Here is a 16,303-nt window from a genome sequence, read left to right on the forward strand (position 1 = left end):
AAAGGCCGGCTTTTGCGGATTACAGCGCTTGAGCAGCCGTAATTAACGCAAGATTGTAGACGTCTTCCGCATTACATCCTCTGGAAAGATCGTTTACAGGCATATTCAATCCTTGCAGAATCGGTCCGACCGCTTCAAAGCCGCCTAAGCGCTGAGCGATTTTGTAGCCGATGTTTCCTGCTTCAAGGCTTGGGAATACAAATACATTCGCGTCTCCTTTAATGTCGGAGTCCGGCGCTTTTTTCTCCGCGACAGACGGCACAAATGCAGCGTCGAATTGGAATTCTCCGTCAAGCGTAAGCTCAGGCGCTTTTTCCTTCGCAATTTTCACGGCTTCAGCCACTTTGTCCGTCTCGTCTGATTTCGCCGATCCTTTTGTAGAGAAGCTGAGCATGGCAACGCGCGGGTCAATGTCAAACATTTGAGCCGTATTGGCGCTTTCAATGGCGATTTCGGCAAGGTCCTGGCTGTCAGGAGAAATGTTGATCGCGCAATCAGCGAACACATACTGCTCGTCACCGCGGGCCATGATGAAGACGCCTGATGTTTTTTTCACGCCTTCTTTTGTTTTGATGATTTGCAGTGCAGGGCGCACCGTATCAGCAGTAGAATGTGCAGCTCCGCTGACAAGTCCGTCTGCGAGACCTTTGTAGACAAGCATCGTGCCGAAATAGTTTTCGTCCAGCAAAGCTTTGCGGGCCTGTTCTTCCGTCGCTTTGCCTTTGCGGCGTTCTACGAAAGCCTGAACGAGTTCTTCCATGCCTTCATATGTATGCGGGTCAAAAATGTCCACGCCGTCAAGCGTAAGATTTAATTCTTTCGCTTTTGCTTGAATGTCTTCTTTATTGCCGACTACGATCGGCTTTAATACCTTGTTGCCCGCCAAGTTGTTGACCGCAACCAGGATACGTTCGTCCAACCCTTCAGGAAATACGATTTTCACATCTTTTCCTGCGACTTTTTCTTGTACTTTTGTAAATAAATCTGCCACGATATACCCTCCTCTATGTTGACAAAAAACGCTTACTTTTACAGCATACTCTTCTTCCAGCTAAATTCAAATAACCAACTTCTATTATAGCGCTTTCAAAAAGAAATCTTATTTTTCTAACTAATTTAATTGACGGTTTGTTTCACGGCTTAGTTTCTGACACAAGGCTTCGGATTATTCAAGGTTTCTCCACAGCCGAAACGGTTAAACTGTGATATAGTGAAGGCATCAATGTAATGAAAAGATATAGGAGTGAAGATACATGAGTGAGCAGCAAAAAACGAACGAAGCCGCCCAAACGCTTGACGGCTGGTACGCGCTTCACGATTTCCGCACAATGGACTGGACGTCATGGAAGATGTTATCCAGCGATGAGCGCCTGTCGATTATTCACGAATTTACGGGACTGCTTGAAAAATGGGGCGTCGCCCAAAAAGAAGGCAAAGGCTCGCAAACGATCTACAGCATCGTCGGACAGAAAGCTGATTTTATGCTGATGATTCTTCGCCCGACAATGGAAGAGCTGAACGAAATCGAGCTTGAATTTAACAAATCAAAGCTTGCTGAATTTACAATCCCGGCTTATTCTTACGTGTCCGTGGTTGAGCTGAGCAACTACCTCGCAAGCGGAGAAGGCGATCCGTATGAAAATCCGCATGTCCGCGCCCGCCTGTATCCTGAGCTGCCGGAAGCGAAATACGTCTGCTTCTATCCGATGGATAAAAGAAGAAGCGGCAATGACAACTGGTACATGCTTTCTATGGATGAACGCAGAAACCTGATGAGAAGCCACGGCTTGATCGGACGGAGCTATGCCGGCAAAGTCAAACAGATTATCACGGGATCTGTCGGTTTTGACGATTACGAATGGGGCGTCACGCTCTTCAGCGATGATGTGCTTCAGTTCAAAAAACTTGTTTACGAAATGCGCTTTGATGAAGTCAGCGCGCGCTACGGCGAATTCGGTTCATTTTTTGTCGGAAACCGCTTGTCTCTCGACACGCTTCCGAAGTTTTTGCACGTGTAATAACCACCCGCCTGTCCGGCGGGTTTTTTCTTTGTCAGAATTTAATTAAAATTTGCTATTTTTATCATTTTTTTTTACGATGTAAAGGAGATTCCATTTTGGTAAAGGGGTGCAGACAGTTGTCAAAACGGACCGCATTTATTATGGGAGCCAGTCAGGGGATCGGCAAAGCGATCGCTCTGAAACTGGCGGACAATGGCTTTCATACCGTCATTAATTCACGAGTTCCCGAAAATATCGAATCGGTAAAAGAAGAGATCCTCGCCAAACATCCGGATGCGGGCGTCACCGTTCTGGCCGGGGATATGTCGGACCAGAAAACAAGAGCCGGCATTTTTGAAGAGATCAGATCACAATGCGGACGGCTTGATGTATTGATCAACAACATTCCGGGCGGCTCGCCGGATACCTTTGAAAACTGCGATATAGAGGATATGACAAATACCTTTACGAATAAAACGATCGCCTATATCGACTCTATGAAAACGGCCGCAGCAATCATGAAACAGCACGAATTCGGCAGAATCATTAATATCGTCGGAAACCTATGGAAAGAACCCGGCGCCAATATGTTTACCAACAGCATGATGAACGCCGCTTTAATTAATGCCAGCAAAAACATCGCCATTCAGCTTGCGCCTTTTCACATTACTGTCAACTGTCTGAATCCCGGGTTTATCGCCACAGACCGTTATCACCAATTCGTGAAGAATGTCATGAAGCAAAACGGCATTTCTAAAGCGGAAGCGGAAGAACGGATTGCCTCAGGCGTCCCGATGAAGCGTGTCGGAACTGCGGAAGAAACCGCGGCGCTGGCTGCCTTTCTTGCCTCTGAAGAAGCCTCCTATATTACCGGACAGCAAGTATCAGCCGACGGCGGCAGCATGAAAAGCATCTAATAAAAACATCCCGCTCTCAGCGGGATGTTTCTTGTAATGAAGGAAAGGACAAACCGAGCTTTTGAATCCGCAGCACGAATTCCCTTAAATCGCCCTGCTTGGCCACCATTGATATTCTGACATAACGCTTTCCGCCGCTGCCGAAAATCTCGCCGGGCGTCACGACAACATGGGCATGCTCCAGCAGATAGTCCGAAAACTGGTGTGAAGACTCGAATTCATTCGGAATTTCAGCCCATACATAAAAAGTCCCTTTCGGTTTTTCAATGCTCCAGCCTAATTCCTTTTCACATAACGCCGTGAAAAAGTCAATCCGTTCTTTATATGTGCGCTTCAGACGCTCCGTATGCTCAGGATTTCCTGACAGCGCCGCCGCTGCCGCCTGCTGAAGACCGCCGAACATGCCGACGAAGACGTGATCCTGAAACTCATTGACCGCCTGAATGATTTTCTCATTCCCCACGGCAAATGCCATTCTCCAGCCTGCCATATTGAAGGTTTTCGAAAATGAATAAAGCTCCGCGCCGACCGTTTTCGCTTCTTTCGCCTGAAGAAAGCTGGCCGGGTTCTGATCAAATTCGAACGCGCCGTATGCAAAATCGTGAATAAGGTGGATGTCATGTTTTTTTGCAAACGCTGCCGCTTTTTCATAAAACGCCTGATCCGCAGTCGCGCCCGTCGGGTTATTCGGGTAATTCAAAAACATCAGCTTGGCTTTTTTCAGGACGGCGGGATCAATCCGCTCAAAATCCGGCAGATAGCCGTTTTCCGGATGAAGCGGCATCTCATGCAGCTCCGCTCTGGCCATTGTAATTCCCGATAAATACTCAGGGTAGCCGGGATTCGGGACTAAGGCGATATCGCCGGGATTCAGCAGGCATTGCGTCAAAACGTACAAACCAGCTTTCCCTCCGCCGAACAGCGCGACTTCTGTCTCCGGATTGACCGATACCCCGTACTCTCTCTCATAAAATTCCGCGATGGCTTCTTTCAGAAACGGATAGCCTCTGAACGGGCCGTATCCGTGATACGAAGGATTCAGCGCAGCCTCCCGCAATGTTTCAACGATATGCGGCGGTGTGGGGAGATCGGGATTCCCCTGCCCGAGGTTAATGATCTGGGCTCCCGTTTTCTCCATCTCTTTTACCTTTTGAAAAACGAGCGAAAATTCCTGTTTCGGAAGTGTCTTGATGACGTCGGACGGTATGATTTCCATCTGAAAGGCTCCTTATAAATGAATTTGCTCTGATTCGTTATTCCGTTCTGAAAAGGATTTATTGACCAGTTTTGTATGCAGAAACAGCCCGCTGACCAAAAGGACGATAAACGCCATGATGACTGCCGCGTCTACAATGTTGATCAGCATGGAACCGACGGCGATGCACAATCCGATGGAGGCCTCCGCCACCGAAAAAATCCGGCCCTGAATCTGGTTCGCCGCGTTCTCCTGAACTTTGACCTTCGCCAGCACTTCACCGTATTCCATTGCGATAAAGAAAAGAATGGCGGCAATGACTGACACGGCGAAAATCGGGGTAAACAAAAACAGCGCAAGCGAGACGATCGATAACACTGTAAAATACATCAGCCCTTTATTGTTGTTAAAGCCCCATTTGCTGACAAGAGCGGCGCCGATAAAGCCGCCGAAGCCGATACAGAACGTCAGGATGAAATTGCCGATTTCACCGTCCCCTAAAAAGCGGCTGACAATCGGGAAATAGCTGTAGACGACACCCCACAAAAGCGCCATCGTAATCATCGTGAACATGGCGTTTAACACAAAAGCATTTGTTTTGATTTCCTTCAGGCCTTCTTTAAACGACTGAAAAGCTTCTCTCACGTTTTCTGACTGAATCGGCACGTATTGAAGCTTAATGCGGCTGATGAAAAACGCGGAGACAAGATAGGTCACCCCGTTAAACGCGACGGCAAGCTCCACAGAACCGCCTAACAGAAAAAGTCCGCCGGCTGCAGCGCCGACAATAATCGAAATCGTCGTGGCTTTTGCAAACAAAGTGTTGATATTTTTAATATCCGCTTCTAAAGACGACATGACCGCGAGACGTGCCGGGTTAAAAAACACGCCGCTTCCGTAAGAAACAAACAGCAGCGCCAGAAAAAGCAGCGGATATTCGCCTTTCGGGAGAAATGTCAGCCCCAAAAAGATGACACCTCTGATCACATCCGTCCACAGCATGATTTTCACCCTGTCGAGCCGGTCCACGAGCACGCCTAAAAACGGCTGAAACACCATCGGAATACTGCGGACCGCGATGACGCCGGACGTCACCCAGTAGTCGTGATAGTATGTAGACAAAATGAGCAGAGCCGGGAGAACGCAATAGTCTCCCATAAACGAAAGCGCCTGCCCGAAAAGCAAATACTTAGAGTTCGGTTTCAGCTGTTTCATACCGGTAACGCATACTTTGCAGTCAGCTTCGCCTGCTGCTGAATTTGTTTGATTGATTCGGCCACGTCACCCGAATTGCTTCCTTTCAGCTCGAACGCCGCAATGCTGTTGAACGCTTCGAACAGCCGCAGATCCACGGATGTACCCGTCTCGGCCGCCGAGAAAGAAACGATTTCGGTGTCTCCCTTTAAGACGCCGTCGGGAATGTCAATGCTTTCAATGACGAAATCGACAGCCGTCTCAGGCAGCTGGCCGTTTTCTTTGAAATGCTGAGGATACAAGTGGCAGTCGGCAACATAGCATGGCTCCTGCTCCAATAATCCTTTCGGCAGATCGGCTTCTTTTCCGAAACAGAGAACATCCAATAACAGCTGCGCCATATCGACGCCGAAGACCTTTTTAATATTCGGAATCATGTTCCAGCCCGCAAATCGTGCCGCTGATTCAATCAGTCCGGCTTCCCGGTTTTTCATTAATTTAATCTCTGTATGGGTTGCGCAGTTTTCGAGGCCGAGTCCTTCATTCGCCTTTTTGGCTGCTTCGACGATTTTCCGCTTCGCGTCATCATCCAGGATGGACGGCGTAATATGCGATGTCTCCGTGAATCCGATTTGCGGTGTTTTATCATGAATCGCGACAGGGAAGTATTCTCCGTCGGCCATGATGCCTTCTATGCTGATATAGTCGGAATAACCGCTTGTTTCGTACCAGTCGTCATACTCGCCCTGCAAAAATTCTTCCGCGATAAACGGCGCTTCAAACGTGACCGCTTTCGGTACGTTAATCGACTTCAGGTATTCATTGACTCTGTTAAATTCGGCTTCTGCCGTTTCCATCTCTTTGATGAGCGTCACGCCGATGGAGCTCGCCAGATATGTAGGCTTCAGAATGAGCGGCGTTCCGATTTCCTGAAGCGCGGCGCGGAAATCTTCCAGCGTCGTCACCCGTTTGTTTTTGATAGACTTGACGCCGGCCCGGTTGAAGGCGGCTCTCATTTTGTTTTTATCTCTGGCATTTTCAGCGGCCTGTACGCCCGCTCCCCGCAGGCCGAGACGTTCACACGCTTTTGCCATCGGAGCGATAAACAGTTCATTGTTGGTCGTAATGGCGTCAACCGCGAACATGCCGGCCACCTTGACGATTTCTTCGACGACTTCTTCCTCAGGTTTGTCATGATCTTCATGAGCCCAGTAAATCGAATCGGGATGCTCAAAATCAGCCAGACTCTTAAAATAGTCTTTATCTTTTATGACCGCGACCGAGTATTTTTCAATTAATGCCGCATGAGAGGCTGTAATTGCAAAAGGTCTCGGAATAAAGCTGACGAGGTTGTATTTTTCGGCTGCGCTTTTGTAAAACATATGCGGCGGGCATCCCCCAAGGTCAGCGATAACCAATACTGTTTTTCTCTCCATATGTAAACACTCCTTCTCTATTGTGCGGTGTATCCACCGTCTGCGGTGATCGCGCTTCCGGTCATATAGCTTGATAAATCCGACGCGAGAAACAGCATGACGTTCGCTATTTCTTCAGGCTTGCCGAGTCTCAGCAGCGGATTGACTTTCGCTTTTTCTTTTTTGATTTCTTCAAGCGTGCCTTCGTTGTTTTCAAGGAACGACTTTTCATTCAAAGGTGTGTCAATGATTCCCGGGCACACGCAATTGACGCGGATGTTGTGTTTGGCGTAATCGACGGCCATCGAACGCGTCAGCTGCAATACGCCGCCTTTAGAGGCGTTATATGCGGGAATGTCGGGCCATGCAACGACTCCTCCGACGGAGCACGTATTAATGATGTTGCCCTTGCCGCTTTTGAGCATAAACTTGAGCGCGTGCTTGCTCATAAGAAACATGCCCGTCAGATTGACGTTGAGCACCTTGTTCCAATCGCTCAGCTCCATCTCATGAATCGGGGCGACAATTTCGATGCCGGCGTTATTGATTAACACGTCCAATCCGCCGAACTTGTCCGCCGCTGACCGGATGGCGTTTTGACATGCCGGCTCATCTGTAATATCCGTCTGCACAAAATGCAGCCTGTCATTGTTTTCTTTCCTGATCATCGTTTCTCCCTGCGCCTCATCAATATCCGCGACGACCACATTCGCCTGCTGATTCAGAAACGCCTGAACCGCGGCATAACCGATGCCTGATGCGCCCCCTGTGATGAGGACGGTTTTATCCGTCAGGTTCATGACTCTTTCGCCTCTAATTTTTTCGCTTTTGCTCTGTTATAGCGCGGAGGGAAAAAGATATTGACTGATTTTGAATCTTTTTCAAATCTGTTGATGGCGCCGTGATCTTCTCTCGGATCGCAGAAATAAGCTGTGCCGAATGTCATATCCACTTTGCAGCCTTCAATGGTCATATCATAGCCGCCGCCGATGCAGATGCCGATCTGTTCATTGCGGTGTTTATGGAACGGCATTTCTCCCCCGTTGCCCGGAATGTTGGCAAGCATGATTTCCACCCAGTCTTCCACGAAGAACGTGACTTCCATACCGGGCATTAAGTCTCTCGTTTTAAAAATATTCAAAAAATAATCTTCAGGGCTTGTGTAGGTTTCACCGGCTTTCAGGCGTTTAATATCAATGGCGATCACTTCTTGATCCGTCTCATTTCTTGCTCCGTGAGGCACATTAGGAGGCGCGATATAGGCTGATTCCAGCGCTGTCATCTTTCTTGTGACATCTCCGACAGTCATGGACAGCTCGCCGGAAACGACAAGGCCGATTTGGACTTCCTTATGCTGATGCGGTTCCACGTTTGTATGCGGCGGAACGTAAGAAAGCAGAACTTCCGTATCTCCTCTGACGGACGAATATTGTCTTACTCCGTTATCCCATTCTATTAATTTAGGCGTCGGGAAATAAAGTTCCTGCAAATCTTGTTCAGTTTTCATCATGAATCTCTCCTTTTCCGAATAATGACCAGCTCATGGGAATGCTTTTAAATGTTTTGACAAAGTGAAGGCCGTACTTTTGTCTGGCCAGCTCATTTGTCAGCGCGATGTCGGACAAACCGTCCTTCACTCTTTTCGCGGCTGCGCTCGTTGAGTTCACCAGATCAAACGTGACATCTTTACGGGTAAAATACTTAATCAAATTGATAGGAGACGGGTGGGATACGATGACAGCCTGTTCAAGCATGTCATCCGTATATTCAAAACCGGGCCGGACAGCCAGGCCGTACATCGGGGTGTCGCACCTGAAAATTTGCAGAAGCTGCAGATCCGGTCTCATGTAGAAGTGCTTAATGCCGTCATACGCGTGAGGCACAATTGTGTATTCCAGCGGACTTTGAAGCGTTTTTTCAATGCACGATTCAAATGTATCATGCAGTGATAATTTGCTGTTCACCCCTTGGAGAAGGGTAAAATTGGTGATGAAGTTTTTTGCTGCGTACTCACTGCTTGTCCCTTCAGGACCGAGCGTGTTGATCGTAATCAGTTTAGATATTGAATAAGCCTTGCTTTTCGTTTGAATGCTATTATCCAATATAATCATGAGCACCAACCAATCTGTTAAATTTTAAGTAAATATTATCCATAGACGTTCAAGCTGTCAATATTATTTGAAAATATTGATAATTATTCCTATATATTAGAAAACACCTTAAAATATAAGGTGTTAAAATTAACATTTACAAAATTATAGAAACTTTATTTTACCGATACAATGATTGGTCGGCCTGATGCTCATATTTCCCATACCTTCTGTATGCGAAAACGCTGAAGACAAAGCCGATGAGGGTGACGGCCGCACAGATAAATCCGACAGCTGCATATCCGTATCCGACATAGACCGGACCCATGACAGCAGAACCCAAGGTGACGGCCAAATTGGACGCCAGACTGTAAAATGCCATGATTTTGCCCCGGCGGCTCTGTGAGCAATCACTTAAAATGGTGCTGAGCAAGGTCACCGTCAGGCTTTGCATCAATCCCCAGACGAATAACCCGATGACCAAAAACGGCATTGATGACGGCGCATAGGCGAGACAGGAAAGCCATATGCTGATCACGGCCAATGCCGCGATCAAAGAGCGCATTTTCCCCGCCTTATCTGCGATTTTTCCGGTGAACACGCTCATGGAAAAACCGACTCCGTACACCATGATCAGCAGCCCTGAAGCTGTATTCCCCCCCGGCAGCACGCGGTGAAGATATGTGCCGAGAAAGGAATACATGCCGTAAAAACCGATCATGTTGCAAAATGTGATCGTGAGGTATACAGGGACACGGGGCACCTTCAGCGCATCCCGGAAAGTGCCTGCCTGCCGTCCGTTTTCCTCTTCTGTTTTATCCCCATCCGCCGTGCTGCGGCGCGCCTCAATGAAAATGAGCGAAGCAACGAGGACAGACATGAGGGCGAAAATCCAAAACGTCCACCGCCAATTTAAAACGCCGCCGATAAAAGAGCCGATCGGAACGCCGAAAATCAAAGCGAGCGACCAGCTTGACACGATCAGACCCATCACCTTGCCGCGGTACGCATAAGGCACACGGTCGCCGACCACCGCATAAGCTGTCGGCACAAACGCACCCGCCGCAAGCCCGGAAAGCGCCCTGCCCAGAAAGAAGAAAAAGAGATTGTGCGCCAGCGCGCAGATCACCGTGCCGGCCGTAAATATAAGCAGCCCCGTCATCAGGCTGAGTTCCCGGGAATATTTATCTCCCAGCGGAACGAGAAGCGGCGCGCCGATAAAAATCATCACTCCGTAAAGACTGATGGAAAGCGCCAGCACACTGAAATCCGAGCTGAAAGCCCGCGCTAAATCCGGAAGCAGCGGAGAAATCACCAGCTCTTCAGAACCGGCGGCAAATACGCCTAATGTCAAAGCAAGCGCGAGACAGATCGGAAATCGGCGTTTCGTTTCGATGTGATCGGTTTGTTTGCTGTTCATGCTCTTTGAACACCTCTTCCGTAAAACTTTTCTACCTTTTGTTTTTTTATAGTTTAGCATCCTTATGTTTCATTTTACATTTCACATGAAAACTAATTCTTATTTTTTATTTACATTCAGATTTTAAATAAAATATTTAGTTTATATTCAATAAATGATATAAAATACGCCGTCCGGTTATGCTATAGTGATAGAATCATTTGTTAAGGTGGGGGTCATGGAATGAATAACGCTGATTCAAAGGCCGCCCGCGCAGGCCTCGGCATGGTACTGATTCTCGGGACGCTCGCTTCATTCGGGCCGCTCAGTGATATGATCGGGCGCCGGAAGCCGCTCATTCTGTCATTGCTGCTTTATACGCTGTCTTCTTTATTATGCGCCTTCAGCCCTTCTGTTTCGTTTTTAATTGTCATGAGGTTTATTCAAGGATTCACCGGGGCGGCCGGAATCGTCATCGCACGGGCGTCCGCACGCGATATGTATTCCGGAAAAGAATTGACGGCTTTTTTCTCATTACTGATGCTCGTCAATGGGGCGGCACCGATTTTAGCGCCGATTACAGGGGGATTTATCCTTCAGTTTGCCGGCTGGAAAATCGTATTTGTCGTGCTGGCGGTGATCGGCTGTATCATTACTGCCGCCGTGCTTACGGCGTTGCCTGAATCACTCCCGCCGGAAAAGCGGACAAGCGGCGGACTCCGGGAGACGCTGATGACGTTTCGCGGCCTGCTTGGCGACCGGATGTTTATGGGATTTGCGCTCAGCCAGGCATTTGTGATGACCGGCATGTTCGCATATATTGCCGGGTCGCCGTTTGTACTGCAAAACATCTACGGCGTATCGGCGCAAATGTTCAGCCTGCTGTTCGCCGTAAACGGTGCGGGAATCATATGCGCCACCCAAATCACCGGACGGATGGCCAAAACACATGATGAACGGAAGCTGTTTGTCTCCGGGCTGTTGATCGCCGTCATCGGAAGCATCGCTTTGCTTTTATCACTTGCGTTTGGTTTAGGCCTGACGGCGGTCTGCATTTCTTTATTCATCATTGTTTCTTCTGTCGGGATCGTCACGACGACGGGGTTTTCTCTGGCTATGCAGAAACAGGAGAAAGGCGCGGGAAGCGCTGCGGCTCTTCTCGGACTCCTGCCCTTTATCGGCGGTGCGGCTGCCGCTCCCCTGGTCGGTATTGCCGGAGAAGAAAATGCCTGGCCGATGGCCGTCAGCATTTTCGGTTTTCAGTTCTTTGCCGTTCTATCCTATGTGCTGTCGGCCAAACGAAAAACAAAGTAAAGCCCGCCGCTTTTTGCGGAGGGCTTTTTTTCTTATCCGGCAGCGCCTTTTTTCGAAGAAGCCGGCTCACGATTCAGGCGTTTTTTAATACCGAAGTGATAATACGCGTAACAGATGATCATCAGCGGGACGCCGCAGTACAGACCGATACGCTGGTCGGGGATAAAGATGAGACTGATTAAGATAAGACCGTAAACCGAAAATCCGAGAATCGGCACGATCGGATAAAGAGGTGTTTTAAATGCCAGGTCTTCGAGATTTCCTCCTTCAGCGAGAAAGCGTCTCCTGAAAACGAATTGTGAAGCGCAGATTGACATCCACGCGACGACGGTAATCATACCGGAGATGGAAATGAGCCACACATACACCGTTTCAGCCGCGAATACACTTGTCAGCAGGGATAAACCGGAGATAGCGATGGTGATGGAAAGAGCTTTCAGAGGCACGCCTTTTTTCGTCAGTTTCGTTAAGGAAGCGGGACCCATCTTAGTTTTTGATAGGGACCACATCATTCTGGACGAAGCGTACAGCCCGGAATTCGCCACCGACAGCATGGCGGTCAGAATGACAAAGTTCATGATATCAGCCGCATAGGGAACGCCGATTTTATCCAGCACAGCCACAAACGGGCTCTCGATGACGCCTGCCGTTTGGTACGGCAAAATGGACACGAGAACAAACATCGCCAGCACAAAGAAAAACAGCGTCCGCCATATGACGTTTCGGATTGAGCGTGGAAGCGTCTTTTCCGGATTTTCGCTTTCTCCCGAGGCGATTCCGACCAGCTCGGTGCCCTGGAATGAAAAATTCACCATGACAAGGGTAAACAGCACGGCTTGGGCACCGTTCGGGAAAAGCCCTTTGTCCGTCGTAAAGTTTGACAGATACGGAGCCGTCTGCCCGCCGTTAAAACCGACAAAGCCGAAAACCGCAGCGCAGCCGAGAATAATAAACAATACAATGGCCATGACCTTAATGCTGGAAAACCAAAATTCCATTTCCGCAAAACTCCGCGCAGACAGCGCGTTAATGGAAAAAATGACGACGCCGAATACAAGGCACCACACCCAAATCGGAACGGCCGGAAACCACCGCTGCATTAAAATTCCCGCCGACGTCAGTTCAAGCCCCACTGTATTGGCCCAGCTGAATGCGTACATCCATCCGATCGTAAAACCCGTCGACGGCCCAAGAAACTTTGCCGCATACGCCTGAAATGATCCTGCGACCGGCATGGCGACCGCGAGCTCCCCCAAACAAAGCATCACCAGATACATTAAAAATCCGCCGATCACATAAGCCAATATCGCGCCGATCGGTCCCGCTTCACTGATCGTAAAACCGGAGCCCAGAAAAAGCCCCGTCCCGATCACGCCGCCGAGGGCGATCATAAACAAATGCCGGCCCTTCATCGTGCGCTGCAATTCAGTTTGATTGGTATCTCCCTGCATATACATCCCCCTTATTCCGTTATGTCAGCCATTTGTGCGTATGTCTAATCGGTAGCTGTGCAAAAGGTGCATTGTCGTCTGCTGAATGAGTTCCGGCAGCACATGGAATGTGTACGGCTTGTACACGCGTTCCGTCCATTTATGGCCGTCCTTTCCGTATACCCCTATATTGACCGACGGAATATTCAATTCCCTGATTTCTTTAAAAGGAATCGTCCCGATGACATCCCAGCCCGGAAAATTATCGGTAAAGGCGGAGACCTCCTCGTCTGTTTCATGCAGCGATAAAAAGCTTCCGTCCGCTAAATAAGGGAAAAACTTTTTAAAGACGAATGTTTCTCCGGTTGATGCCGCTGTTTTATCGACCGCTTCTTGAATGACATGCTGCAAAAGCCGGTCCCGTGTGCTTTCTTCCTTCAGATAATTGTGCGGAAGGTAAGGCGGCGCATAGAAAATAATGACCTTGGCTCCCTGCTCATGATCGAGTTTTTGCAGTTCCTCGACGGCTTTAAAGCATCTCATCCGCAGTTCAAGATGTTCATATGTTTGAAATGCCTGCCCGATACACTGTGCCGGGTCTATCCCGCGGCTTCTCAGCCTTTTCAGGTAATCTTCCAGACTGTACACTTGAACGTTCCATGACATCTCTTTTTTCGGCAGGCTCGTTCTCCCACAGTATTCGTCGTAATAATCAGATAATTTTTGTTCTGTCTCTTTGCAGGCTTCGTCAGCCACGGCGGTCAGCTGATCCATGACTTCTTTGGCGGTTTTCTCGTAAATAAAATAATTAAAATAGACATAGCTGCTGACGGCGGTCTGCACGTTATACGCTTCCTTGTTGTCACGCTGGTACAGGCAGGTCGGCGGAAGCACAAGCTCCCCTTCAATGTTTTCCGCCATATGAATATTGTTGTGAATTCTTCTGGTGATTTCTGACGCGATCAAATTCGGATCGATGCCGGACAGCGTATCACCGACATGCACCTCCCGCCCGTAAATCGCAAAGCAAGGCAAAAGCTTTCCTGCCGCGCCCGTGTAGATGTACCTTGTCGTGTCACCCTCATACAGCGGGGTGATAAAATCGTTATTAATCGCTGCTAAATAACGAAGCTGCTTTTCTTGTTTCAGCCGTTTTAATTCAGAAATGCTGGTTAAAATGCCGGAATGCTGGCTTTCTTCATCGGGGTTTGCCATGAACAGAATATGGCCCGGCAGCTGATCGCGCCGTTCAGAAAAGTGAAGCAGATTGGCGAGATGAACGGCAATACCGCTCTGCATATCAACCGAACCCCTTCCGAACATCCACTCGCCTGAGCGGGCGTCCCGCTGCACATCCCGATCAAATTCATAGTTTGAGAAATACTCCGCGAGACGGTCGGAATCAAAAGCGATATCTTTTAAAGGGCCGAAATCCTCGATGCCGACCGTATCAAGATGAGCGTGATAAATGACCGTATTCAGGCTTTCGCCGTTTCCCTCAATAAATGCGAAAATATTTTTGCGGCCGTAAGGGTCCTCAGGAATCGCCTGCTCCCACACATGTGACGGATTCTCCTGAAAGTAGGGAAAGCTCTTGATCATATCTTTGATATAGTCGGCTTTTTTTCCTTCTCCCAATGTGCCGTTGATGCTGTTTAACGCCACCAGTGATTTCGTAATGGCTTCTATTTTCTCCTCCGGAAGCATTTTGCTGAGCTGCTGATACATATTCCATCCTCCTTACCCTCATATAGAGAAAATAGCGCGACTCTCTTTTTCATCGCGCTATTTCCGAAAGATTAATAGGCTTCAGACGTTGTTTTTGCCTGCATATGAAGAATCAGATAGTCAGGTCCTCCTGCTTTTGAATCGGTTCCTGACATATTGAAGCCCCCGAACGGCTGGTATCCGACAATCGCTCCCGTACATCCGCGGTTGAAGTATAGATTCCCGACGTGAAAATCTTCGCGGGCTCGTTCAATGTGCGCGCGGGTTTTCGATAACAGAGCGCCCGTCAGTCCGTAATCGGTATTATTGGCAATCTCAAGCATATGGTCGAAATCACGGGCTTTTGAGATCGCGACGACCGGCCCGAAAATTTCCTCCTGCATCAGGCGGGCGTTTTCATCAACATCCGCAAAAATGGTCGGCTGAATAAAGTATCCTTTTGAATCATCACCTTCGCCTCCCGTCAGGAGTTTTCCTTCTGTTTTGCCGATTTCGATATAACTCATGACTTTATTATAAGATGCTTCGTGGATGACTGGCCCCATGTATGTATCAAAATCTTCCGGACTTCCGACGGTGAGTGATTTTGTTAAAGCGACGGCTTTTTCAACAACTTCATCATAGACGTCCTGATGGATGACCGCACGGGAACCGGCTGAACATTTTTGGCCTGAGAATCCGAAGGCGGAATACACGATTGAGGAAGCGGCAAGATCAAGATCAGCATCTCTGTCTACAAGCACCGTATCTTTCCCTCCCATTTCGGCAATGACCCGTTTCATCCACTTTTGGCCCGGCTGTACTTTTGCGGCGCGTTCATAGATGCGGCATCCGACCGCGCGGGAACCTGTAAACGACACAAATCTCGTCTTCGGGTGCTCAACCAGATAGTCGCCGATTTCTCCTCCGTCGCCCGGTATGAATTGGAGCACGCCGTCCGGCAGGCCCGCTTCTTTCATCACTTCAACGAATTTCGCCGCCACGACAGGCGCCGCATCCGCCGGTTTCAGCAGTATCGTGTTGCCTGTTACGATGGCTGCCGCCGCCGTTCCCGCCATAATCGCAAGTGGGAAGTTGAATGGAGAAATGACGATTCCCACCCCAAGCGGCTCATAGTGATACTGATTATATTCTCCGTCACGGCTCTTTACAGGAGAACCGTCTTTCAGTTTCAGCATCTGACGGGCATAATACTCTAAAAAGTCGATCGCTTCCGCCGTATCAGCATCCGCTTCCTTCCACGGTTTTCCCGCTTCTTTCACTAGATACGCGGAGAATTCGTGCTTTCTTCTGCGGATGATCGCCGCCGCTTTAAACAGCACATTCGCGCGGTGTTCCGGCCGTACTTTTTTCCATGTTTGAAATGCCTGCAGCGCAGCCTGCATGGCCTTTTCCGCAAGTTCTTTTCCGGCGGCCGATACAGAACCGATCACTTCTTTTTTATCTGCCGGATTGACGGAAATGATCTTTTTATCCGTTTCAATCGCTTCACCGTTGATGATAAGCGGATAATGCTTGCCGAGCTGTGAATTCACATAAGCCAGCGCTTCCTGAAACGATTGTTTATTTGTCTCTTCCTGAAAATTTGTAAATGGTTCGTGTGCGTATGAAACTGTCATTA

14 protein-coding genes are annotated in these 16,303 nt (G+C 48.8%); 3 read left to right on the forward strand and 11 right to left on the reverse strand.

Annotated features, from left to right (window positions below; translation table 11 throughout):
• Nucleotides 1–19 precede the first annotated feature (19 nt).
• Nucleotides 20–991 (reverse strand): phosphate acetyltransferase, encoded by a 972-nt coding sequence (gene pta / locus NYE68_RS20050; protein ID WP_007407668.1) that lies wholly within the window; start codon nucleotides 989–991, stop codon nucleotides 20–22.
• A 262-nt stretch (nucleotides 992–1,253) separates the two neighbouring features.
• Here pta and hemQ point away from each other — a divergent pair, with 262 nt between their 5' ends.
• Together hemQ and NYE68_RS20060 are read left to right on the forward strand one after the other, a co-directional pair.
• Nucleotides 1,254–2,018, forward strand: a complete 765-nt coding sequence (gene hemQ, locus NYE68_RS20055) for a hydrogen peroxide-dependent heme synthase (protein WP_003151011.1) — start codon at nucleotides 1,254–1,256, stop codon at nucleotides 2,016–2,018.
• Between the two features lie 119 nt (nucleotides 2,019–2,137).
• Nucleotides 2,138–2,917: an SDR family oxidoreductase gene (locus tag NYE68_RS20060; RefSeq protein WP_007407669.1), complete on the forward strand. Its 780-nt coding sequence runs from the start codon at nucleotides 2,138–2,140 to the stop codon at nucleotides 2,915–2,917.
• Between the two features lie 16 nt (nucleotides 2,918–2,933).
• Here NYE68_RS20060 and NYE68_RS20065 read toward each other — a convergent pair whose 3' ends face one another.
• The 7 genes from NYE68_RS20065 to NYE68_RS20095 all read right to left on the reverse strand — a co-directional run bounded on the left by NYE68_RS20065 (nucleotide 2,934) and on the right by NYE68_RS20095 (nucleotide 10,231).
• Entirely contained in the window at nucleotides 2,934–4,133 is a 1,200-nt protein-coding gene (locus NYE68_RS20065; protein WP_021494772.1) for a pyridoxal phosphate-dependent aminotransferase, read from the reverse strand.
• A gap of 12 nt (nucleotides 4,134–4,145) precedes the next feature.
• Nucleotides 4,146–5,327 (reverse strand): MFS transporter, encoded by a 1,182-nt coding sequence (locus NYE68_RS20070; RefSeq protein ID WP_007407671.1) that lies wholly within the window; start codon nucleotides 5,325–5,327, stop codon nucleotides 4,146–4,148.
• Nucleotides 5,324–6,742, reverse strand: a complete 1,419-nt coding sequence (locus tag NYE68_RS20075) for an ATP-grasp domain-containing protein (protein WP_324636316.1) — start codon at nucleotides 6,740–6,742, stop codon at nucleotides 5,324–5,326. The genes NYE68_RS20070 and NYE68_RS20075 overlap by 4 nt, the downstream gene beginning before the upstream one ends.
• Before the next feature lie 17 nt (nucleotides 6,743–6,759).
• Nucleotides 6,760–7,521, reverse strand: a complete 762-nt coding sequence (bacC, locus tag NYE68_RS20080; RefSeq protein WP_060673867.1) for a dihydroanticapsin 7-dehydrogenase — start codon at nucleotides 7,519–7,521, stop codon at nucleotides 6,760–6,762.
• Nucleotides 7,518–8,228, reverse strand: coding sequence for a cupin domain-containing protein (locus tag NYE68_RS20085; RefSeq protein WP_060673865.1), 711 nt, complete (start codon nucleotides 8,226–8,228; stop codon nucleotides 7,518–7,520). The genes bacC and NYE68_RS20085 overlap by 4 nt, the downstream gene beginning before the upstream one ends.
• Nucleotides 8,218–8,832: a bacilysin biosynthesis protein BacA gene (locus NYE68_RS20090; RefSeq protein WP_032875842.1), complete on the reverse strand. Its 615-nt coding sequence runs from the start codon at nucleotides 8,830–8,832 to the stop codon at nucleotides 8,218–8,220. The genes NYE68_RS20085 and NYE68_RS20090 overlap by 11 nt, the downstream gene beginning before the upstream one ends.
• A gap of 160 nt (nucleotides 8,833–8,992) precedes the next feature.
• Nucleotides 8,993–10,231, reverse strand: coding sequence for an MFS transporter (locus NYE68_RS20095; protein WP_324636311.1), 1,239 nt, complete (start codon nucleotides 10,229–10,231; stop codon nucleotides 8,993–8,995).
• 222 nt (nucleotides 10,232–10,453) lie between these two features.
• Here NYE68_RS20095 and NYE68_RS20100 point away from each other — a divergent pair, with 222 nt between their 5' ends.
• On the forward strand, nucleotides 10,454–11,524 hold the full coding sequence (locus NYE68_RS20100) for a multidrug effflux MFS transporter (RefSeq protein WP_324636308.1): 1,071 nt from the start codon (nucleotides 10,454–10,456) through the stop codon (nucleotides 11,522–11,524).
• 32 nt (nucleotides 11,525–11,556) lie between these two features.
• Here NYE68_RS20100 and NYE68_RS20105 read toward each other — a convergent pair whose 3' ends face one another.
• From NYE68_RS20105 to pruA, 3 genes are all read right to left on the reverse strand, one after another.
• On the reverse strand, nucleotides 11,557–12,975 hold the full coding sequence (locus NYE68_RS20105) for an amino acid permease (RefSeq protein WP_015418461.1): 1,419 nt from the start codon (nucleotides 12,973–12,975) through the stop codon (nucleotides 11,557–11,559).
• Between the two features lie 24 nt (nucleotides 12,976–12,999).
• On the reverse strand, nucleotides 13,000–14,682 hold the full coding sequence (locus tag NYE68_RS20110; RefSeq protein WP_324636305.1) for a M20/M25/M40 family metallo-hydrolase: 1,683 nt from the start codon (nucleotides 14,680–14,682) through the stop codon (nucleotides 13,000–13,002).
• A gap of 71 nt (nucleotides 14,683–14,753) precedes the next feature.
• Nucleotides 14,754–16,301, reverse strand: a complete 1,548-nt coding sequence (gene pruA, locus NYE68_RS20115) for an L-glutamate gamma-semialdehyde dehydrogenase (RefSeq protein ID WP_324636303.1) — start codon at nucleotides 16,299–16,301, stop codon at nucleotides 14,754–14,756.
• Nucleotides 16,302–16,303: the final 2 nt, after the last annotated feature.

The sequence above is a fragment of the Bacillus sp. FSL R5-0447 genome (assembly GCF_038606125.1).
Classification (GTDB): domain Bacteria; phylum Bacillota; class Bacilli; order Bacillales; family Bacillaceae; genus Bacillus; species Bacillus velezensis.